Consider the following 20,223-nt stretch of genomic DNA (forward strand, 5'->3'; position numbering starts at 1 on the left):
CGGGCCATGGCACACATCGCGATCTTCCTGCTCCCCGAGCGCGGTCACGTGCTGCCCGCGCTCGGGCTGGCCGAGGAGCTCGTGCGCCGCGGGCACCGGGTGAGCGTCCCGGTGCCCGCACCGCTCGCCGCCGCCGTGTCGAGCACCGGTGCCACGCCGCGGTGCCACGACACGACGCTCAGCTTCCCGCTGCCCGCCGAGCTGCACTTCGCGGCCAGGGCGGTGTTCGCCGACGCCGAGGCCACGCTTCCGGTGCTGGAGCGGCTCTTCCGCGCCGATCCGCCGGACCTCGTGCTGTGGGACATCGCCGCCTGGGCGGGTGCGCTGGTCGCGCGCCGGCTGGGCGTGCCGGACCTGTTGGTGGAGAGCCTGCTGTCCAGCAACGGGCACTGGTCGCTCGGTGACGCCGCCGTGCCGTCCACCGGGTTCGGCCCGGACGTTGTCGAGTTCTTCACCAGGGTGCACGGGTTCGTCGGCAGCGCGCTGCCGGAGTTCATGACGGGTGTGCGCAGGCGGATCGCCCTGTTCCCCAGGGAGTTCCAGCCGGAGGGCGACACGTTCGGCGACTGGCACGCGTTCGTCGGCCCGTGCCTGACCTCGCGGCCGTTCCAGGCGCCGTGGACGCCGCCGGGCGGACCGGTGGTGCTCGCGACGGCCGCGGTCGAGGAGTGCGCGGAGGCGGCGATCGGCATGCCGTGGCACCTGGTCACGACGGGCGGCCGGGCGGCGTCGAACGTCGAGGTGCACGACGACGTCCCGCAGCTGCGGGTGCTGGAGCACGCCGCCGTCTTCGTCACGAACGGCGGGATGGCAGGGGTGATGGAGGCGCTGCACCACGGCGTGCCCATGATCGTCGTGCCGCGGATGACCGACCAGCGCCTCAACGGCCAGCGGGTCGAGGAGCTCGGTCTGGGCGTGGTGCTCGACACCGCGACCGCGGAGGGCGTGCGGTCGTTGGTCGACCAGCTGGCCTCGGACTCGGCGATCTCCGCACGCGTCGAGGACATGCAGCGGATGATCCACCGGGCGGGCGGCAGCACCGCCGCCGCGGACGTCGTCGAAGAGGAGCTGGCACGGTGAGACGGATCTGGGACGACGCGGTTCGGGCGCTGGGTGGCACACCGGACGCGGGTGACCTGGCCGAACGCTACGCCGAGCCGCACCGGGCCTACCACAACACCTTCCACGTGGTGACGGTCGTGCGCGACTCCTCCGCACTCGCGGACGCCTTCGCGTTCTCCGTGGAGGAACGGGCGGTCCTCGCCCTCGCCGCGTGCGCGCACGACGTGATCTACGACGGCAAGCCCGGTGACGACGAACGCGCCAGCGCGCAGTGGGCCCGTGACCGCCTTGCGGGACTGGACGAACAGCACATCGCCCGCGTGGAGTCGTTGGTGCTGGCCACGATCACGCACTCGTCCGACGACCCGCTCGCACACGTGCTGCTGGACGCCGACCTCGCGATCCTCGGTTCGGAACCCGAGCACTACGAGCGCTACCGGCAGGCCGTGCGCCGCGAGTACGCGCGGTACGACGACCCGGCGTGGCGCACCGGACGGGCCGCGGTGCTGAGGTCGTTGCTGGAGCGCGACGACCTCTACGTGACCGAGCCCGCGCGGCAGCTGTGGGACGCCGCCGCGCGGAGCAACCTGGCCCGCGAGCTTCAGTCCCTGGCGTAGAGCACGCGGGTGGCGGTGGTGAAGCGCCGCAGGGTCTCCGGGATCGGCTCGACGCCGATGCCCGGCCCGGCCGGAACGCGCATGAACCCGTCCACCAGCTCGAACGGCTCCGTGAGGTCCTCCGCGAAGTAGCGGCGCGACGCCGACACGTCACCGGGCAGCACGAAACCGGGCAACGCGGCCAGCGCGAGGTTCGGCCCACGCCCGACACCGGTCTCCAGCATCCCGCCGCACCACACCGGAACGCCGTGCGCCACCGCGACGTCGTGGATCCGGCGCGCCTCCAGGTACCCGCCGACCCGCGCGGGCTTGACGTTGATCACCCGGCACGCGTCGAGCGCGATCGCCGTGGCCGCGTCCTTCGCCGAGGTGATCGACTCGTCCAGGCAGATCGGCGTGCGGATCCGCTGTGCCAGCAGGGCGTGGCCGCGGAGGTCGTCCTCTTCGAGGGGTTGTTCCACCAGCAGCAGGCCGAACTCGTCCAGGCGGCGCAGGTGGTCGGCGTCGGCCAGCGTGTAGGCGGTGTTCGCGTCGACCTGCAGCAGGACGTCGCCGAAGCGCTCGCGGACCGCGCGGACGGGGTCGACGTCCCAGCCCGGCTCGATCTTGAGCTTGATCCGCGCGTAGCCCTGCGCCAGGTAGTCCTCGACGTCCGCGAGCAGCTCCGGGATCGAGTCCTTGATCCCCACCGAGACACCGGCGGGGACTTCGTCGGCCGTGGCACCCAGGAACGTGCCGATCGGCATCCCGAACGAGCGCAGCTCGGCGTCCAGGACCGCGGTCTCCAGCGCGGCCTTGGCGAGCTTGTGGCCCTTGACCGCGTGCGTCCTCGGCCCGACCGCCGCAGCGGTGACCTCCGGTGTCACCCGCGGCACGAGGTGCTCGGCCAGCACCAGCTCCGCGGCGGCGACGAACTCCGAGCAGTACAGCGGTTCCGGGTCGGCCGCGAACTCCGACCAGCCCTCCGCGGTGTCCGTGACGACGCGCAGCAGGAACGTGTCCTTCGTCGTCATCGTGCCGAACGACGTGCGGAACGGCGACACCAGCGGGATCGCGACGTGCAGCAACTCGACCCGGTCGATCCTCATCCGCGCCGCTCCAGCTCGTACCAGCCGTCACGGGACATCGACGTGGCGACGAAGCCGCGGTCGAAGGCGTCGACGAACACCTCCCGCACCGCCTCACGCCACTGCCGTGCCCGCTCCGGCGACTCCTTGCGCACCTGGACGATGTCGTGTGGCACCCGGCACCAGATCCGTTCGCCGTCGGTGCGCCGCAACGGTTCCCCGTCGGGCGCGGTCGCGGTGACCTCGCCGCGCGGCTCGGACTCGTGCGCAACGGCGGTGCCGGTCAGGTCCCACCGCACGGTGAGCCGGTCGGACTCGCCGTCGTTGACGCCGTCGTTCATCGGCCCGTAGAAGTCCACCGTGTACTCGGTGACGACGGCGCCGAGCTTCACCAGGTTGAACCGGGCGTTGCGCGCCACCAGCGGGTCGTAGGTCCAGCGCATCGACCGCGCGCCGAGCCCGGCCGCCCACTGCTTCTGCGCGAGCTTCAACGGGAGGCCGACGCCGGGTGCGGCGGCGGCGATCATCGAGTACGCCGAGCCGTCCGGGCAGAACAGCCCGGTCGTGGCACCGACCAGCTCGTCGCCGTCGAACGCGCCGATCGTCGCGCCGCCCGCGTGCCGGACGCAGTGCAGAGTCTCGGTGGACAGCACGTCGACGCTGGTCTCCCACACGTCCGCGTAGTACCGCGCCGCCCTGGCGATGCCGGGCACGTCAGTGATCGCCTGGAACCGCAAGGCGCGCCTTCCTGATGCTGTAACCGAAGTAGATGACGAACCCGAGCGCCATCCAGGCGAGGAACGCGATCCACGTGTCCAGGCCGAGGCTGAACATCATGTAGACGCAGAACGCCAGCCCCAGCAGCGGCGTGACCGGCGAGAGCGGCACCCGGAAGCTGCGCGGCCGGTCCGGTTCCGTGCGGCGCAGGATGATCACCGCGATGTTGACCAGCCCGAACGCGAACAGCGTGCCGATGCTGGTCGCGTCCGCCAGCGACCCCAGCGGCACGAGCGCGGCGAGCACCGCGATGAACAGGCCCACGACGACGGTGTTGACGAACGGCACGCCGGTGCGCGGGCTGAGCTTCGCGAAGATCGACGGCACGAGCCCGTCGCGCGACATCGCGTAGAGGATGCGCGTCTGTCCGTAGAGGACGGTCAGCACCACGGACGTCGTCGCGACCACGGCACCGATCGACAGCAGGATCGGCCAGATCGCGCCGTCGACGTTGTCGGTCAGCACCCGGCTCAGCGCGGCCTCGGTGCCCTCGAACGACTGCCACGGCATCGCCCCGACCGCCGCGAGCGCGACCGCGCAGTACAGCGCCGTGATCACGACCAGTGACAGGATGATCGCCCGCGGCAGGTCGCGCTGCGGGTTCTCCGCCTCCTCACCGGCGGTCGACGCGGCGTCGAACCCGATGTAGGAGAAGAACAACGTGGCCGCGCCCGCGCTCATGCCCGCGAGGCCCAGCGGGAACAGCGGCTGCAGGTTGCCGGCCTTGAGCGCCGTGAACGCCACCGCGCAGAACATGATGAGCGCGCCGATCTTGATGTACACGAGGATCGTGTTCGTGCGCGCGCTGCCCCTGGCGCCGCCCAGCAGCACCAGCATCGAGATGACCACGACCAGCACGGCCGGGATGTTGACGACCCCACCGGCACCCGGCGGCTGGCTCAGCACGTCCGGGATCCGCAGCCCCGTGACGAGGTGCAGCAGCTCGTTGACGTACTGCCCCCACCCGACCGCGACCGCCGCCACCGACACGCCGTACTCCAGCACGAGGCACCAGCCGCACACCCAGGCAACGATCTCACCGAGCGTGGCGTAGGTGTAGGAGTACGAGGAGCCGGACGCCGGGATCAGGCCGGCGAGCTCGGCGTAGGACAGCGCGGAGAACAACGCGGTGATGCCCGCGAGCACGAACGAGACCACGATCGCCGGACCGGCCAGCGGCACCGCCTCGCCGAGCACCACGAAGATGCCGGTGCCCAGCGTCGCGCCGATGCTGATCATCGTGAGGTGGCCGACGCCGAGCGTGCGCCGCAGCTCGCCGCCGGGATGGGTCAGCTGGTCGATCGGCTTGCGCCGCAACACCCGCGCCCCGATGCGCTGATCGTTCCTCATCGAGCCAACATAACGCCCTGGCCGGGACCTACCCGCCGGCAACCGGCCGGAACGTGCGGCGGTATGTGTCCGGTGGCACACCCACGGTCCGGTGGAAGTGCCGGCGCAGCGTCGTCGCGGTGCCCATGCCCGCCGCCTCCGCGATGAGGTCGACGCTGTCGTCGGTCAGCTCCAGCAGCTCCTGCGCGCGCCGGATGCGTTGCGTGTGCAGCCACTGCAACGGCGTCGTGCCCGTGACGTCCTTGAACAGCCGGGTGAGGTGCCGCGAGCTCATGTTCGCCTGCCGCGCCAGGTCCTCGACGGTCACCGGCTGGTCGAGCCGCCGGCTCACCCACTCGAACAGCTCCGTCAGCGGGTGCCCCTCCCCCGTCGGCACCGGCGCGAGCACGAACTGCGCCTGCCCGCCGTCGCGGTGCGGTGGCACCACGAGCCGCCGCGCCGCCGTGTTGGCCGTGGCGACGCCGTGGTCGCGGCGGATCAGGTGCAGGCTCAGGTCGATCGCCGCCGCCTTGCCCGCGGACGTGAGCACCTGGCCGTTGTCGACGTAGAGCACGTCCGGGTCGACCTCGACCCGCGGGTAGCGGCGGGCCAGCACGTCGGTGTGCGCCCAGTGCGTGGTCGCGCGCAGCCCGTCCAGCAGTCCCGCCTCGGCCAGCACGAACGCACCCGTGCACAGCGAGACGATCCGCGCACCGTTGGCGTGGGCGGCCGTGACGGCGCCGACCAGGCGCGGGTCGACCGGCTGGTCCACGTCCTCGATCGCGGGCACGACCACGGTGTCCGCGCGGTGGAGCTGTTCGAGCGGCAGGTCCGGCTCCAGCGTGAACCGGCCGACGCGCACGGGCTCGTCGCCGCACACGACCACCCGGTAGCCGAGCTGGGGCGCGGTGAAGATCTCGTAGGTCGCGGTCAGCTCGAAGTGCAGCATCCCGCCGGTCACAGCGAACGCGAGCATGTCCGGAATTGTACGCATCGTGTCGTTCCGGACACTGGCCCGCACCTCGTCCGACTGTGACGCTGGTCCACATGGGACACAAGGTCGCGGTTTACGGCGCATCCGGCCACACCGGTCGGTTCGTCCTGGCGGAACTGGAGAAGCGCGGCTTCGAGCCGTGGCCGTTCGGCCGTGCGCAGGCAGCGGCGGACGACCCGGTCGCACTCGACCGGGCCCTCACCGGTGCCGCCGCGGTGGTCAACACGGCCGGCCCGTTCGCGGTGACCGCCGCCCCGCTGGTCGCCGCGGCGGAACGCGCGGGCATCCCGTACGTCGACGTGGCCGCCGAGATCGAGGCGAACGCCGACACGTTCGCCCGCGGCGCCGCGGTCCCGGTCGTGCCCGCGATGGCGTTCTTCGGCGGCCTGGCCGACCTGCTGGTCACCGCCGCGATGGCCGACTGGCCGGCCGCGGACGAGGCGCACGTCGCCTACGGGCTGAGCGGCTGGCAGCCGACGCCCGGCACGCTCGCCGCGGGCGCGGTCTCCCGGGACCGCCGCGGCGGCCGGCGGGTCCGGTTCCACGACGGCCGGCTCGAGTACCACGACACCCCGCCGCCCGTTCTGACCTGGGAGTTCCCCAGCGGACCACGCGAGGTCATCGGCGAGTTCTCGATGGCCGACGTCGTCACCGTGCCCAGCCACCTGGCCATTCCGTCCGTCACCTCGTACATGTCGGTCACGGCGGCGCGGGGCCTCGCGGCCGCCGGTGCGCGGGAGGAGCCGGAGACGTTCGAGGTGGACGTGGTGGTGCGGCGGGGTGGTGAGGAACGCCGGGCCTGCGTTGCCGGGCGCGACATCTACGCCGTCAGCGCGCCGTTGGCCGTGGAGGCGGTCCAACGCTTGCTCACCGGGCGCTTCCGGGTGACCGGCGTGGCGTCGGCGGGCGCGATGTTCGACGCCGCCGACTTCCTGCAGTCGCTCTCGGACGTCATTCCGGCCACGCGCTGTTCGTGATGATCTCCACGAAGTCCGTGCGCCGGAAGTCGGGATCGAAGTGGGCGAGCACGTCGTCGTTCATCGTCCCGAAGGTCGTGTCCGGCCGGTGCGCCATGCCGTCGTAGAACGTCTTGAGGATCCGGTTCTTGAAGTCCGGCCGCGGGTGCGCCGCCACGACCTCGGCCCGTTGCCGCTCGGTCAGCTCGTCCAGGCCCTGCCCGAGCACGTCGGTCTCCACGCCCAGCGACACCACCGCGACCTCCGGCGCCAGGTACATCGGCACCTCCGGCGTCGTGTGCAACGCGATCGCCAGCCACACCGTGCGCGCGTCGTGCTCGCCACGGCCGTGCTCCAGCAGGAACGTCCGCGCGGCCTCGGCGCCGTCGATCTCGAACCGCCGGTCCTTCGCCGCGTAGCCGGCGGTCAGCCCCAGGTCGTGGAACAACCCGCCCACGTACGCCAGCTCCGGGTCGACCTCCAGCCCGCGCGCCGCCGCCTTCAGCGACCCCCACAGGAACACCCGCCGCGAGTGGTGGAACACCGTGTCGTCCGCCGCCTCGCGCACCAGCTCCGTCGCCGCGCGCACCAGTTCCGTGTCGGGGATCTCCACCCCTGCGATGAACTCAGCCATGGCTCCATGGTTGGCGAGGACCGGCCGGCCTCCCACCGCTGAACCGGACCGTCAGCCCACAGATGTGGACACGAACCGCGCCCGGTAGTGGCTCGGCGACACCCCGAACCGCGCCACGAACGTCCGCCGCAGCGTCTCCGCGCTCCCGAACCCCGCCGCACGCGCCGTCTGCGCCACGCCGTGCCCCGCGTCCAGCAACGCCTTGGCGTGGTCCAGCCGCACCTGCTCCACGTACCGCGCGGGCGTCAGCTCGAACTCGCTCGCGAACAACCGCGCCAGGTGCCGCTCGCTCACCCCGACCCGCGCCGCCATCGCCCGCGCGCTGTGGTCGAGCGCCGGCTGCGCCGACACCAGGTCCACGACCTCCCGCAACGCCGGCACGTTCGGCCGCCTGACCTGCAGCGGCGCCGAGAACTGCGACTGCCCGCCGGGCCGTTGCATGAACATCACCAGGTTCCGCGCCACCGTCCGCGCCAGCTCCGGCCCGTGGTCCTGCTCGACCAGCGCCAGCGCCAGGTCCATGCCCGCCGACACCCCGGCCGACGTGAACACGCCGCGGTCCTCGACGAAGATCGCGTCCGGCCGCACCTCGACGCCCGGATAGGCCCGCGCCAGCCGGTCCGCCTGCTTCCAGTGCGTGGTCGCCTTCCGCCCGTCCAGCACCCCGGCCGCGGCCAGCGCGAACGCCCCGGTGCAGATCGACACCAGCCTGCGCGCCCGCACCCGCCGCACGGCGGCCACCAACTCGGCCGGCACCCCGCGCTCCACCAGCACGTCACCCCCGGCCACCACAACCGTGTCAGCTTCAAGAACGCCCGCAGCAGCGCCATCAACCGGCAGCCGGATACCGACAGACGTCGTGACATCTCCCCCAGACGGCGAAACACAGGAAATCCCGTACGCACCCCCGGCAGCGTTGGCCTCGGCAAACACCTCGGCGGGCCCACTGACGTCCAACATCTTCACACCGTCGAACACGACGAACACAACCTCACACCCCACAGCCACACCTCAGCCTTCCACGCTCCCGCGGACAGAAACCGGCGCTACCGGAGAGGGGTCCAGCGCTACTGGAGAGGGGTCCAGTACTACCGGAGAGAGGGCCGCGCTACCGGCGAGAGGGCCGGCGCTACCGGAGAAAGGGTCGGCACTACCGGAGAGGGGTCCGTTGCATGCAACGGCCGCGTGAGGGCGCTCGCGCCCGAACTGCTCGGGGGCCTGGGGGTCGCCCCCCAGATAGACACCCGGAACGAGAAACGGCGAGCGCACGCGCAGCGTGCGCGAGCACCCGCCGTCCGAGTGGAGGTGCCGGGAATCGAACCCGGGTCCTATGGCGGTTCATCAGGGCTTCTCCGTGCGCAGTCCGCTCTGCCTCTGCTTGACCCCATCAGTCACGCGGACGAGCTGATGTGACGGGCCCAGTCGCTGTGAGTTTCCCCGACAGTCCCCGCGACCGGGACTGCAGGTAAGCCCTCTAGCTGATGCCGGACTCTAGGCCGAAGGCACTCCTAGGCCGACAGCGTTGCTACTCGCCTCAGGCGGCGAGAGCGAACGCGCGCTTGTCGTTAGACGTGGCGCTTATTGGTTTGCGATGACGCTTGCGGTGGTCTCTCGCCTGCACCGGCACGCTTCCCCTGAATCAACGTCCACAGTCGAAACCGTTCACCCCCTCGTAGTGGTAGCACCTAGCATAACGATGTTCGCCACCGAGTTCTTCCCGAGGCAGGTAGGGCTGTCCCCACCCCCGGCTGACTGGTTGGCCACATGGTCCCTGACCAGCGGTAACGACAACATGGACGTCATGAGGAAACCGAACGCGCTCGCAGCCGGGTTCTACCTGCTGACCAACCTGGTGACCGGCATCTTCTGGTTCACCCTCTCCGTCGTGCTCACGGTCGTGGGGTTGGCGACGTCGGTGATCTGGGTCGGGCTGCCGATCCTCTGGCTCGCGATGAACGTCGTGCGGGGCGGCGCGTCGGTGGAGCGGGCGTGGGTCGGGGCGGCGTTGCGCACGGAGATCCCCTCGCCGTACCGGGAGCGGCCGCGGGGCACGCTGTGGGAGCGGTGGAAGGCGCAGTTCACCGATCCGGCGACGTGGCGCGACTTCGGCTACCTGCTGCTCCTGCTGCCGGTGGGGATCCTGGAGTTCACCTCCGTGGTCGCGATGTGGTCGGTGGTGGCGTCGCTCGTCGGCTTGCCGTTCTGGATCGACGACGCGCCGTTCGCGGTGGTCGTCGGCAACTTCTGGACCATCAACTCGTTCAGCTCCGCGCTGCCGGTCGCGCTGGTCGGGCTCGCGTTGATCCCGTTCGCGGTCATGGGCACCAGGTGGCTGGGTGTGCTGCACGGCAGGTTCGCCCGCGCCATGCTGGGGCCGACGCGGGCCGACGCGCTGGCGATCGAGACGGAACGGCTGCAGTCGAGCCGGGCCCGCGGCGTCGAGGCGGCGGAGGCGGAGCGCCGGCGCATCGAACGCGACCTGCACGACGGCGCGCAGCAGCGGCTCGTGGCCGTGGCGATGGGGCTGGGCCGGGCGAAGTCCAAGATGGACACCGATCCGGAGGGTGCGGCCGAGCTCATCGCCGAGGCGCACGCGGACGCGAAGCTCGCCATCAAGGAGCTGCGCGACCTGGCACGGGGCATCTACCCGTCGGTGCTGGGCGACCGCGGGCTGGACGCGGCGCTGTCCGCGCTGGCCGCACGCGTGCCGATCGAGGTGGACCTGCAGGTCGACGTCGATCCGCGGCCGCCGACGGCGGTGGAGAGCGCCGCGTACTTCACCGTCGGCGAGGCGCTCACGAACATCACCAAGCACTCCAACGCCACCAGGGCGACCGTGCGGGTCAACCGGGTCGACACCGGGGTGCTGGTCGAGGTCACCGACAACGGTCAGGGCGGCGCGGAGCTGAAGCCGGGTGGTGGGCTCGCCGGGCTCGCCGACCGGGCTGCCACGATCGACGGTGTTGTTGTCGTCGTCAGCCCCGTCGGTGGGCCGACCGTTGTTCGAGCGGAGTTGCCGTGCGCGTGGTGATCGCCGAGGACTCGGTGCTGCTGAGGGAAGGCGTGCAGCGGTTGCTCGCCGACGTGGGCATCGAGACCGTCGCGGCCGTGGAGGACGGTGACGGGCTGCTGGACGCCGTCACCGAGCACCGGCCGGACCTGTGCGTGGTGGACGTGCGGATGCCGCCGACGTTCACCGACGAGGGCCTGCGCGCCGCCATCGAGGCCCGCAGGCGTCATCCGGGGCTGCCGGTGCTGGTGCTGTCGCAGTACGTCGAGGAGCGCTACGCCGTCGAGCTCCTCGCCGGCGGCGCCAGCGGCGTCGGCTACCTGCTCAAGGAACGGGTGGCGGACGTCGCCGAGTTCGTCGACGCCCTGCGCCGGGTCGCCGACGGGGGTACGAGCATCGACCACGAGGTGATCACGCAGCTCATGGTGCGCAGCAAGAAGAGCCCCGTCGACTCGTTGACGCCGCGCGAACGCGAGGTGCTCGGGCTGATGGCACAGGGACTGTCCAACACGGCCATCGCCGGCACGCTCGTGGTGTCCGACGGCGCGGTGGAGAAGCACGTCGGCAACATCTTCGCGAAGCTCGGCCTGGAGCCGTCGAACTCCGAGCACCGCCGGGTGCGCGCGGTGCTGGCCTACCTCGACAGCTGAGCCGGCCGGGCACCGTCGCCCACCAACGTGGACGCCCAGCTCCCCACAGTGTGGTGAGCTGGGCGTTCTCGTCGGTGCGGTATCAGCGCAGCCAGTTCAGTAGCGGCCCTTCAAGGCCCGTCCGTGCGCCCGCGCGATCTCGCGGTTGGCGTCGCGCTTGGCGATGTCCTGCCGCTTGTCGTAGGCCTTCTTGCCCTTCGCGAGCGCGATCTCGACCTTGACGTAGCCGTCCTTGAAGTACATCTGCAGCGGGACCAGCGACAGACCGGACTCCTTGGTCTTGCCGATCAGCCGCTCGATCTCGCTCTTGTGCAGCAGGAGCTTGCGCTTGCGCCGGACCTCGTGGTTCGTCCAGGTGCCCGCGACGTACTCCGGGATGTGCAGCGCGTGCAGCCAGATCTCGCCGTCGTCGACCTGGGCGAAGGCGTCCACGAGGGACGCCCGTCCCATGCGCAGGCTCTTCACCTCGGTGCCGACGAGCTGAATGCCCGCCTCGTAGGTGTCCAGAATGGCCCAGTCGTGCCGAGCCTTGCGGTTCGACGCGATGACCTTCTGCCCGCGTTCCTTGACCATGGCGACAACTTTACGTGGTCGGTAAAACTCTTAAAGCCGCACGTAGAGGCGCAGCGTGACGTAGCCGGTCGTGGCCGAGATGAGGACCGCGACCAGGAACAGCCACGGCGAGACTATGAGGATGTCCAGGTAGCCGACCGGCGGGATGATGCCGGACTCGGTGAGGTTGCGGGTGATCCGGTCCAGGAAGAACGCCTTGAACAGCACCAGGCCCGCCACCGCGGTGACCGCGCCGATGATGCCCGCGACGACCGCCTCGATGAGGAACGGCAGCTGCGTGTACCAGCGGGTCGCGCCGACCAGGCGCATGATGCCGACCTCGACGCGGCGGGTGAACGCCGACACCTGGATGGTGTTGGAGATCAGCAGCAACGCCGCGAACGCCTGGATGAGGGCGAGGATCAGCGCCACGTCGCGGAAGCCGTTGAGGCCGTCGAAGAACCGTTCCAGGAACTTGCCCTGGTCGTCGACGCCCTTCACGCCCGGCTTGCCCTGGAAGGCGTTCTTGATGACGTCGGTGCGCTCCGGGTCTTCGAGCTTCACCCGGAACGTGGCCGGGATGGCCTCCGGCCGTGCGAGCTTGAGCAGCTCGGGCTGGGCCTCGAAGATCTGCTTGAAGCGCTCGAAGCCCTCGTCGCGGTTCTGGTACACCACCGATTCGACACCGGAGGTCTGGTCGAGCTGGGACCGCAGCCCCGCGCAGGGCTGCTGGGTGCAGTCCTTGTCGTTGGCGCTGACGTCGTTGGTCAGCAGGACCGAGACCTCGAGCTTGCCCGCGTAGTTGGCCTGCATCTTGTCGACCATGCGGACGACGAGCAGGCCACCGCCGAGCAGCCCGAGCGAGATGGCGGTCGTGAGGATCATCGCGATCGTCATCGTGACGTTCCGGCGAAGTCCGGTGACGACCTCGCTGAACACGAAGCTGGTACGCATCGGGGGCGGGGTTCCTTGGGGGGTCGGGGGTGGGGAGCGCTTAGCGGCCGACGCCGTAAACGCCGCGCGCGTCATCACGGACGACCTTGCCGTACGACAGCTCCACGACGCGGCGCCGCATCGAGTCGACGATGCCGTGGTCGTGGGTGGCCATGATGACCGTCGTGCCGGTGCGGTTGATCCGCTCCAGCAGCAGCATGATGTCCTGGCTCGTGTCGGGGTCCAGGTTTCCGGTCGGCTCGTCGGCGATCAGCACCAGCGGGCGGTTCACGAACGCGCGGGCGATCGCGACGCGCTGCTGCTCACCACCGGAGAGCTCGGTGGGGAACCGGTCCTCCTTGCCGTCGAGGCCGACCAGCTGCAGCACCTCCGGCACCACCTTGACGATGGTGTTGCGGGGCTTGCCGATGACCTCGAGGGCGAACGCGACGTTCTCGGCGACCGTCTTCGTCGGCAGCAGGCGGAAGTCCTGGAACACACAGCCGATGGACTGGCGCAGGCGGGGGACCCTGCGCCGCGACATCTTGGCGACGTCGAAGTTGGAGACGTAGACGCGTCCCCTGGTCGGCACCTCTTCGCGCAGCAGCAGGCGCAGGAAGGTCGACTTACCGGACCCGGAGGGCCCGATCAGGAACACGAACTCGCCCTTCTCCATCTCGACGGACACGTCGTCGAGCGCGGGACGCGTAGAGGTCTTGTAGACCTTGGAAACGTGTTCGAGGCGAATCACGAGGCGCGAGTCTACCCATGGCCGGGGTAAAGCCCCCGTTCCGGTTAACTTCCCGCCCCGGAAAGGCGAGCCCCGCCGTCGACAGGGCGTGGTCACCCCGGCACAACCGGTTGACGAAAGGGCACGTTCGGACCATCGGACGGCCCGAACGTGCCCTTCGCCTCAGATCAACGTGACCAGCCGTGTGGCGGCGCGCTCCGCTAGCCCTGCTGGGACTGCTTGCGCCACCGGATGCCGGCCTCGAGGAAGTCGTCGATCTCGCCGTCGAGCACCGCGGACGGGTTGCCGACCTCGTGGTTGTTCCGCAGGTCCTTGACCATCTGATACGGGTGCAGCACGTAGGAGCGCATCTGGTTGCCCCAGCTGGAGCCGGAGTCCTTCAGCGCGTCCATCTTCGCCTGCTCCTCCTGCCTGCGGCGTTCGAGCAGCTTCGCCTGCAGGACGGCCATGGCGGTGGCCTTGTTCTGCAGCTGCGAGCGCTCGTTCTGGCAGGACACCACGATGCCGGTCGGGATGTGCGTGAGGCGCACGGCCGAGTCGGTGGTGTTGACGCCCTGGCCGCCGGGGCCGGAGGAGCGGTAGACGTCGACGCGCAGGTCCTTCTCGTCGATCTCGACGTGGTCGGTCTGCTCGACGACGGGGACGACCTCGACGCCGGCGAACGACGTCTGGCGGCGGCCCTGGTTGTCGAACGGCGAAATGCGCACGAGGCGGTGCGTGCCCTGCTCGACGCTCAGCGTGCCGTAGGCGTACGGCGCCGTGACGCGGAAGGTGGCGGACTTGATGCCGGCCTCTTCGGCGTAGGAGGTGTCGAAGACCTCGACGCCGTAGTTGTGGCGTTCCGCCCAGCGCGAGTACATGCGCAGCAGCATCTCGGCGAAGTCCGCGGCGTCGACGCCACCGGCTTCGGCGCGGATGGTGACCAGCGCGTTGCGCTCGTCGTACTCGCCCGACAGCAGCGTGCGCACCTCGAGGCTCGCGATCTCGTCGCGCAGCTTCGCGCGGTCGTTGTCCGCGTCGGCCTGGGCGTCGGCGTCCTCGGCCTCCTCCGCGAGCTCGTAGAGCAGCGGCAGGTCGTCGAGGCGTTCGCGCAGCCCGGTGATGCGGCGCAGCTCGCCCTGCTTGTGCGAGAGCTGGCTGGTGACCTTCTGCGCCTTCTCCTGGTCGTCCCAGAGGTCGGGGCGGGCCGCCTGCTCCTCCAGATCCGCGACCTGGGCACGCAGGGCATCGAGGTCCATCACCGCCTCGATGCTGCTCAGGGTGGCGGAGAGGTCCTTGATGTCTGCTTCGACGTCCGGATTCACAGCAGAAGATTACGCCAAAGCCGGTCACCACCAGCGACCGGCCGCGAAACCGGCGCAGGTGACGGCGTCCGCGAGTGCCGCCGGCCCGGTTGCCGGCGGTACTCGCGGACGTCCCGGTCTCAGGCCGTGGGGATCGCGTCCAGGAACTTGAGCACGGCCTTCGCGTGGGCCAGGCCGAACTCGGCCACCGCCTTCGCGTAGGGGTCCTCGGCGGTCTTCGAGGCGCTGCGCGCGCTCTCCTGCTCAGCGCCGTACGTGGTGCGTGCCGTCGCCACCAGTGCCTCGCGCTGCTTCGCCGTCAGCGAGCCGGCGTGCACGAGCCGCAGGATCAGCGGGCTGCGCAGGTGGTCCGGGCCCGGCTCGGACAGCAGCCAGTTCTTGAAGGCCTTCTTGCCCGCCGCGGTGAGCACGTACTGCTGGCTGGAGCGCGGCCCTTGCTTGCCGAGTCGCAGCAGGCCCTGGTCGGCCAGCGCGGGCAGCTCGCGGTACACCTGGCTGCGGGTCACGCTGAAGAACGCACCGAAGCGCTCCCCTGCCTCCGCCACCAACTGGCCACCGGTCTTGGGTCCGTCGTGCAGCAGCCCGAGCAGGGCGGCTGCGGTCGCATTCAGGTCTGACACAACGACAACGTTCCCACGTCCGGGGGAAGCTGTCCACAATGGTCAGCCGTTCTGTCCACTGTGGCTGATCACCGGGCTAGTCTGATGGGCCATGCGGAGCAACGAAAAGTCTCGCTGAGTAAGCGGCAGTTTTCGCGCCTCACGCGTTTGGCCGCTTGACCGTCCGTGTCCATCCCGGATGGAAAAATCCTTCCGCACAAACGAAACTCACCCGATCTCACCCGATCGGCGGCACTGCTCTCACCGGCCGAAGCCACCCGATTGGACGGACGAGGGCTCCCGTCGCACGACCCGGTGATGTCCGTTCTGCCCTCTTTCGCCTCGGCGCAGGCCTGGAAAAATGATCACTGCCCTCGCCGGGGCGACAGCAGTGCGACGAGCAGCAGCAGCGGAGGTCGGGGAACCATGGGCATGAACCTGAAGTTGAAGTGGCTGGACCACAAGAAGGTCGCCATGCACACGCGTGCGTGGATGACCGGCGGCATCCCGGAGCAGGCGGGCAAGGACGAGTGCATGGTGTGCGGCAAGCAGATCCGCAAGCACCGCACGGTCAACGGTGAGGGCCGGATCTGTTCGAGCATGCTGTGCGCCCAGTACTGGGCGGAGAACATGACCTGAACCCCAGGCCCAGACCCGCCACACCGTGGCCAGAACACGCAGAAGGCCCGGAGTCCTGAGACTCCGGGCCTTCCATCTAGTAGCGGGGACAGGATTTGAACCTGCGACCTCTGGGTTATGAGCCCAGCGAGCTACCGAGCTGCTCCACCCCGCGCCGCTTCTAGCTTTTCTTGCTGTCTTGCTGTTGTAAGGAGAACTCTACACCCTCCAAAAACCCCTTTTCCACCACCCCCCTCTAACCACATCTCCGCAGGTCATCCCCCCTGCACTCCCCTGCAATCCCCCTGATCCCCCCGGACCTCCGTCAAGGTGGGCCCACCGGGTGGGGGTCCGGGGGCGAAGCCTCCCGGGTGGGGTTTGGGGGCTTCGCCCCCAATGCAAAATGCGAAAAAGCCCTGTTCGCGATCTCCGCGAACAGGGCCATCCCACTTTGTAGCGGGGACAGGATTTGAACCTGCGACCTCTGGGTTATGAGCCCAGCGAGCTACCGAGCTGCTCCACCCCGCGTCGGTATGAATAGAACCTTACGCGGGGTGGAGCGGTTGATGCAAATCGAGCGGTCAGCCGGACGGTGTGGGGCTGGGCACAACGGACGACTGGCCGGTGGGCGGGGGTGAGGCCGACCCGGTGTTGTACTGCTTGAACCGCTTCGTCGCGTCGTCGAGGCGCTGGTAGGCCTGGCCGAGCTCGGTGAAGTTGCCGTTCGACTGGGCCTTCTTGATGTCGGCCAGTGCCGCGTCGATGTCGTTGACGGCCTTCTGCAGGTCCGGGCTGAGCGAGGTGTTGCCGTTGCCCGGGGTGGTCGTCGACGGCGGCGTGGAGGTCTGGCCGTTGCCGGGGTTGTCGCTGGGCGGCGGCACGACGGATCCGGCTCCGCTGAGCACCTGTTCGAGCGCTTCGCCGAGGGTGGAGGCGTAGCCGACGCGGTCGCCGTACCAGACGAGCACCTTGGACAGCTGCGGGAACGAGGTGTTGTTCGCCGCGCGCTCGATGTAGACGGGTTCGACGTAGAGCAGCGCGCCGCCGACCGGGAGGGTCAGCAGGTTGCCGTAGACGACGGACGTCTTCTGCAACGCCAGGACGTTGAGCTCCTTGCTGACGTTGTCCGAGGTGAGGAACTGCGTCTGGATCTGCTGCGGGCCCTTGGCGTCGGTGTTGAGCTGCAGCACGTTGATCTTGCCGTAGTTGTCCGGGTCGGAGCCGACCGAGACGTAGGCGGCCATGAACTCCCGGTTCTCGCGCACGAGCGGGCTCGTGAGCTGGAAGCGGACCTTGCTGCCGTCGGTCGGGTCACCGGCCAGCACGTAGAACGGCGGCTGCGCGTCGCGGCGCTTCTTGGCCTCCGCCTGCTGGGCGTCGGCCGAGGTGACGTTGTCGATCGTCGGGTCCTGCGCCGGTGCCCAGTAGGACACGCCGGAGTAGAAGTCCGACGGCGAGGAGACGTGGTACTTCGACAGGATCTGCCGCTGCACCTTGAACAGGTCCTCGGGGTAGCGGAAGTGCTGGCGCAGCTCCGGCTTGATGTCGCTGGCCGGCTTGACGGTGCCGGGGAAGACGCCCATCCACGCCTTGAGGACCGGGTCCTTCTCGTCGATCGCGTACAGCGACACCGTGCCGTCGTAAGCGTCCACAGTGGCCTTGACCGAGTTGCGGATGTAGTTGACGGGCTTGTTGACCTGCGAGATCACCACGCCGTCCGCGGTCAGCGAGTCGTTGGTGGCGTCACTGAGCGGCGTGCGCTGCGCGTACGGGTAGTTCTCCAGGGTGGTGTAGCCGTCGACGATCCACGTGATGCGGCCGTTGACGACGGCCGGGTACGGGTCGCTGTCGACGGTCAGCCACGGTGCGACGGCCTGCACGCGGTCGCGCGGCGTGCGCTTGAACAGGATCTTCGACTCGTCGGCGATCGACTGGTTGAAGAGGATGTTCCGTTCGCCGTAGTACGCGGCGAACGCGAGCTTGTTGAACAGGCTGCCGATCGGGACGCCGCCGGCACCGGTGTAGGTGTAGGACTTGGCGTCGGTGTCGTACTCGGCCGCGGAGCCGGTGGGCCGGCCGCCGACGATCGAGTAGTCGTTCGTGCCGAACAGCTCGCCGTAGTAGGTGCGGGGCTGCTCGACCTTGATGCCGTTGGACTCGTTGCCGACCTCGCCGTTGGGCTTGACCTCACCGGCCTTGAAGTCGGGGTAGCCGCCGTTGGACTGGTCGGCGACCTCGTTGACCTTGTTGGCCTCGGCGTAGACGAAGCCGTTGCCGTGGGTGTAGATGAGGTGCTGGTTGATCCAGTCGCGCTGGCCCTGCGGCAGGCTGTCGAGCTTCAGCTCGCGGACCGCCACGATGTAGTCGCGCAGCTTGCCGTCCACTGTGTACCGGTCGACGTCGAGCTTGCTGGGGAACCCGTAGAACGGCCGCAGCTGCTGGAACTGGGTGAACGTGCGGCCGAGCACCGCCGGGTCGAGCAGGCGGATGTTGCCCAGGGTGGCGGCGTCACTGGTCTTGATCTGGTCGTTCGGGACGTTCTGCTTGCCCTCGTACGGCTTGGTCGTGACCTTGTCGTCGGTGAGCCCGAACGCCTGCCTGGTCGCCGCGATGTTGCGGGTGATCGACTCGGCTTCCTTCTGGATGGCGTTCGGCTTGACCGAGAACTGCTCCAGCACCGCGGGCCACGCCGCGCCGACCAGCACGCTGGACAGCACGAGCAGGACGGTCGCGATGGCGGGCAGCTGCACGTTGCGCATGAAGGCGCCCGCGAAGAACGCCACGGCGCAGAACACCGCGATGCACAGCAGGATCAGCTTGGCGGGCAGCACCGCGTTGAGGTCGGTGTAGCTGGCGCCGACGAACTTCTCGTTCTCGTGCAGCAGCAGCTCGTACCGGTCGAAGAAGTACGCGACCGCCTTCAGCAGCACGAACGTGCCGGCGACCAGCGCCAGGTGCAGCCGCGCGGGACCCGAGAGCTGCCCGCCGCGACCGGCCAGCCGGATGCCGCCGAAGAGGTAGTGCGCGATCACGGCGCCGATGAACGACACGGCCGTGGTGATGAACAGCCACGACAGCACGTACTCGTAGAACGGCAGCTGGAACGCGTAGAAGCCGATGTCGTGGCCGAACTGCGGGTCGGTGATCCCGAACGGCTGGCCGTTGAGGAACAGCTGGACCTGCTGCCACTCAGCCTGCGCCGACGCGCCCGCGATCAGGCCGACGAACACCGGGATGCCGATGGAGAACCACCGCATCCGCCGCATCACGACCGTGCGGTAGCGGGCCACCGGGTCGTCCGGGCCGGAGACCGGCACGAACACCGGCCGGGCCCGGTAGGCGAGCCAGAGGTTGAGCCCGACGATGCCGCCGACCACGACCCCGACGGCCAGGAACAGCCCCAGCCGGGTGAGCAGCACTGTGCTGAAGACGTTGCGGAATTGGACCTCGCCGAACCACAGCCAGTTCACGTAGGTGTCGAGCAGCCGCGATCCCGTGATGAGACCGAACAGGAGCACGACACCGACGATGAGCAGTATTCGACTGCGCCGGGACAGTTTCGGCAGTCCGACCGGAGGCCGTGTGGCCACGAGGCACGCTCCTGGATCGCGGTATTTCGATACGTACGTTTAGTCCAACTCTACGGACGACGCCCTGGGTTCCCGTGAAGAGCGCCGTCTTACGATGACACGCGTGTCAGCGAGTGAAACGCCAGCGGTCGTCCTCCCGACGGTCGCCCGCGAGGTAGAAGAGTTCGTAGCGGCCGGCGGCTGGGAACAGCCCCCGCAGCTCTTCGCCCTCGTGGCGACGGCCGACCTGATCGCCCAGCAGCCGGAGCTGCGCTCCCAGCTCGACGCGGAGGCCTCCCCGCTGACGCCGATCGCCCAGGACGCCCTCTCCGGCGACCTGGCCGACGCGCTGGCGGGCATCGAGTGGCCGCCCGCGGTCACCGGCTGCGCGCTGGCGCAGGAGATCGTCGTCCTGCCGCCGGAAGCCGAGACCGAGCTGCACCACGGCGAGCTCGACGACGAGGCCGCGCGCCAGTTCGCAGCGGAGCACCCGGCCCGCCGCGAGGCGCGCCTGGTCGCCGCCGTGCTGCGGGACGGCACGGTGTCGTGCGTGCTGCGGCTGCGCGGCACGGTCGAGGTCCCCGAGGAGTTCGTCGAGCACCCGGAGCTCGCGCCCAACCTCACCGACGCCCTGCTCGCCACACTGCGGCCCTAGTCGTCACACCTCCAGGCTGGCACAGCCCCGGCGCTTGATCGCGCCGGGGCGGTGTTCGTGCTGTTCGCCCGTGGCGGAACCCGTCACGCCCCCGATCGCCACGCGATCTTGTCGGACCCCCTGAGTACGTTGAAACGCAGGGGTTC

19 protein-coding genes, 2 tRNA genes and 1 other RNA gene are annotated in these 20,223 nt (G+C 69.6%); 7 read left to right on the plus strand and 15 right to left on the minus strand.

Going from position 1 to position 20,223, the window contains the following annotated elements:
- Positions 1–6 precede the first annotated feature (6 nt).
- Together ADL03_RS25300 and ADL03_RS25305 are read left to right on the plus strand one after the other, a co-directional pair.
- Positions 7–1,080 (plus strand): nucleotide disphospho-sugar-binding domain-containing protein, encoded by a 1,074-nt coding sequence (locus ADL03_RS25300; protein ID WP_053736022.1) that lies wholly within the window; start codon positions 7–9, stop codon positions 1,078–1,080.
- Entirely contained in the window at positions 1,077–1,679 is a 603-nt protein-coding gene (locus tag ADL03_RS25305; protein WP_053736023.1) for a hypothetical protein, read from the plus strand. Before ADL03_RS25300 ends, ADL03_RS25305 begins: the two co-directional genes overlap by 4 nt.
- Here the strand turns inward: ADL03_RS25305 and menC are convergent.
- The 4 genes from menC to ADL03_RS25325 are packed head-to-tail and all read right to left on the minus strand — an operon-like array spanning position 1,664 to position 5,828.
- Positions 1,664–2,767: an o-succinylbenzoate synthase gene (menC, locus tag ADL03_RS25310; RefSeq protein ID WP_053736024.1), complete on the minus strand. Its 1,104-nt coding sequence runs from the start codon at positions 2,765–2,767 to the stop codon at positions 1,664–1,666. The two genes, ADL03_RS25305 and menC, sit on opposite strands and share 16 nt — an antisense overlap.
- Positions 2,764–3,483, minus strand: coding sequence for a hypothetical protein (locus ADL03_RS25315; protein ID WP_053736025.1), 720 nt, complete (start codon positions 3,481–3,483; stop codon positions 2,764–2,766). The genes menC and ADL03_RS25315 overlap by 4 nt, the downstream gene beginning before the upstream one ends.
- Complete coding sequence (locus ADL03_RS25320) at positions 3,461–4,873, minus strand: amino acid permease (RefSeq protein WP_053736026.1); 1,413 nt, start codon at positions 4,871–4,873, stop codon at positions 3,461–3,463. Before ADL03_RS25320 ends, ADL03_RS25315 begins: the two co-directional genes overlap by 23 nt.
- A 28-nt stretch (positions 4,874–4,901) precedes the next feature.
- Entirely contained in the window at positions 4,902–5,828 is a 927-nt protein-coding gene (locus ADL03_RS25325; RefSeq protein WP_197288635.1) for a GlxA family transcriptional regulator, read from the minus strand.
- A gap of 71 nt (positions 5,829–5,899) precedes the next feature.
- On the opposite strand from ADL03_RS25325, the gene ADL03_RS25330 reads away from it, so the two are divergent.
- Positions 5,900–6,823 (plus strand): saccharopine dehydrogenase, encoded by a 924-nt coding sequence (locus ADL03_RS25330; protein WP_053736064.1) that lies wholly within the window; start codon positions 5,900–5,902, stop codon positions 6,821–6,823.
- Here ADL03_RS25330 and ADL03_RS25335 read toward each other — a convergent pair.
- From ADL03_RS25335 to ssrA, 3 genes are all read right to left on the minus strand, one after another.
- Positions 6,798–7,436: an HD domain-containing protein gene (locus tag ADL03_RS25335; RefSeq protein ID WP_053736027.1), complete on the minus strand. Its 639-nt coding sequence runs from the start codon at positions 7,434–7,436 to the stop codon at positions 6,798–6,800. The two genes, ADL03_RS25330 and ADL03_RS25335, sit on opposite strands and share 26 nt — an antisense overlap.
- 51 nt (positions 7,437–7,487) lie before the next feature.
- On the minus strand, positions 7,488–8,438 hold the full coding sequence (locus tag ADL03_RS25340) for a GlxA family transcriptional regulator (protein WP_082373455.1): 951 nt from the start codon (positions 8,436–8,438) through the stop codon (positions 7,488–7,490).
- Positions 8,439–8,733: 295 nt separating this feature from the next.
- Positions 8,734–9,106: a transfer-messenger RNA gene (gene ssrA, locus ADL03_RS44805) on the minus strand.
- Between the two features lie 131 nt (positions 9,107–9,237).
- Between ssrA and ADL03_RS25345 the strand changes: the two genes are divergently transcribed.
- Both ADL03_RS25345 and ADL03_RS25350 read left to right on the plus strand, forming a co-directional pair.
- A complete protein-coding gene (locus ADL03_RS25345; RefSeq protein WP_157529201.1) occupies positions 9,238–10,467 on the plus strand; it encodes a sensor histidine kinase in 1,230 nt (409 codons plus the stop codon).
- A complete protein-coding gene (locus ADL03_RS25350) occupies positions 10,455–11,096 on the plus strand; it encodes a response regulator transcription factor (protein ID WP_053736029.1) in 642 nt (213 codons plus the stop codon). Before ADL03_RS25345 ends, ADL03_RS25350 begins: the two co-directional genes overlap by 13 nt.
- A 96-nt stretch (positions 11,097–11,192) precedes the next feature.
- On the opposite strand, the gene smpB is transcribed toward ADL03_RS25350, so the two are convergent.
- From smpB to ADL03_RS25375, 5 genes are all read right to left on the minus strand, one after another.
- Complete coding sequence (smpB, locus tag ADL03_RS25355) at positions 11,193–11,669, minus strand: SsrA-binding protein SmpB (RefSeq protein ID WP_053736030.1); 477 nt, start codon at positions 11,667–11,669, stop codon at positions 11,193–11,195.
- 30 nt (positions 11,670–11,699) lie between these two features.
- Positions 11,700–12,602 carry a permease-like cell division protein FtsX gene (ftsX, locus tag ADL03_RS25360; protein ID WP_053736031.1) on the minus strand — a complete coding sequence of 301 codons (903 nt, stop codon included), beginning with the start codon at positions 12,600–12,602 and terminating at the stop codon, positions 11,700–11,702.
- A 40-nt stretch (positions 12,603–12,642) separates the two neighbouring features.
- On the minus strand, positions 12,643–13,332 hold the full coding sequence (gene ftsE, locus ADL03_RS25365; protein WP_030470385.1) for a cell division ATP-binding protein FtsE: 690 nt from the start codon (positions 13,330–13,332) through the stop codon (positions 12,643–12,645).
- Positions 13,333–13,532: 200 nt separating this feature from the next.
- On the minus strand, positions 13,533–14,636 hold the full coding sequence (prfB, locus tag ADL03_RS25370) for a peptide chain release factor 2 (protein ID WP_053736032.1): 1,104 nt from the start codon (positions 14,634–14,636) through the stop codon (positions 13,533–13,535).
- A gap of 119 nt (positions 14,637–14,755) precedes the next feature.
- Positions 14,756–15,256: a PadR family transcriptional regulator gene (locus ADL03_RS25375; protein ID WP_053736033.1), complete on the minus strand. Its 501-nt coding sequence runs from the start codon at positions 15,254–15,256 to the stop codon at positions 14,756–14,758.
- Positions 15,257–15,667: 411 nt separating this feature from the next.
- On the opposite strand from ADL03_RS25375, the gene ADL03_RS25380 reads away from it, so the two are divergent.
- Positions 15,668–15,874 (plus strand): hypothetical protein, encoded by a 207-nt coding sequence (locus tag ADL03_RS25380; RefSeq protein WP_157529203.1) that lies wholly within the window; start codon positions 15,668–15,670, stop codon positions 15,872–15,874.
- 80 nt (positions 15,875–15,954) lie between these two features.
- Here ADL03_RS25380 and ADL03_RS25385 read toward each other — a convergent pair.
- The 3 genes from ADL03_RS25385 to ADL03_RS25395 form a co-directional block, all read right to left on the minus strand.
- A tRNA-Met gene (locus ADL03_RS25385) sits at positions 15,955–16,028 on the minus strand.
- Between the two features lie 279 nt (positions 16,029–16,307).
- A tRNA-Met gene (locus ADL03_RS25390) sits at positions 16,308–16,381 on the minus strand.
- 53 nt (positions 16,382–16,434) lie between these two features.
- Positions 16,435–19,443 (minus strand): UPF0182 family protein, encoded by a 3,009-nt coding sequence (locus ADL03_RS25395; RefSeq protein WP_053736034.1) that lies wholly within the window; start codon positions 19,441–19,443, stop codon positions 16,435–16,437.
- A gap of 103 nt (positions 19,444–19,546) precedes the next feature.
- On the opposite strand from ADL03_RS25395, the gene ADL03_RS25400 reads away from it, so the two are divergent.
- Positions 19,547–20,077, plus strand: a complete 531-nt coding sequence (locus ADL03_RS25400; RefSeq protein ID WP_369809025.1) for a PPA1309 family protein — start codon at positions 19,547–19,549, stop codon at positions 20,075–20,077.
- The last annotated feature ends 146 nt before the right edge of the window (positions 20,078–20,223 follow it).

Source organism: Nocardia sp. NRRL S-836 (assembly GCF_001279525.1).
Taxonomy (GTDB): domain Bacteria; phylum Actinomycetota; class Actinomycetes; order Mycobacteriales; family Pseudonocardiaceae; genus Lentzea.

Bases quoted from the DNA above. Each gene is read 5' to 3' on its own strand.
- ADL03_RS25300 (WP_053736022.1), top strand. From the start codon at position 7: ATGGCACACATCGCGATCTTCCTGCTCCCCGAGCGCGGTCACGTGCTG.
- menC (WP_053736024.1), bottom strand. From the start codon at position 2,767: ATGAGGATCGACCGGGTCGAGTTGCTGCACGTCGCGATCCCGCTGGTG.
- ADL03_RS25320 (WP_053736026.1), bottom strand. From the start codon at position 4,873: ATGAGGAACGATCAGCGCATCGGGGCGCGGGTGTTGCGGCGCAAGCCG.
- ADL03_RS25325 (WP_197288635.1), bottom strand. From the start codon at position 5,828: ATGCTCGCGTTCGCTGTGACCGGCGGGATGCTGCACTTCGAGCTGACC.
- ADL03_RS25330 (WP_053736064.1), top strand. From the start codon at position 5,900: ATGGGACACAAGGTCGCGGTTTACGGCGCATCCGGCCACACCGGTCGG.
- ADL03_RS25335 (WP_053736027.1), bottom strand. From the start codon at position 7,436: ATGGCTGAGTTCATCGCAGGGGTGGAGATCCCCGACACGGAACTGGTG.
- ADL03_RS25345 (WP_157529201.1), top strand. From the start codon at position 9,238: ATGAGGAAACCGAACGCGCTCGCAGCCGGGTTCTACCTGCTGACCAAC.
- smpB (WP_053736030.1), bottom strand. From the start codon at position 11,669: ATGGTCAAGGAACGCGGGCAGAAGGTCATCGCGTCGAACCGCAAGGCT.
- ftsX (WP_053736031.1), bottom strand. From the start codon at position 12,602: ATGCGTACCAGCTTCGTGTTCAGCGAGGTCGTCACCGGACTTCGCCGG.
- ADL03_RS25380 (WP_157529203.1), top strand. From the start codon at position 15,668: ATGAACCTGAAGTTGAAGTGGCTGGACCACAAGAAGGTCGCCATGCAC.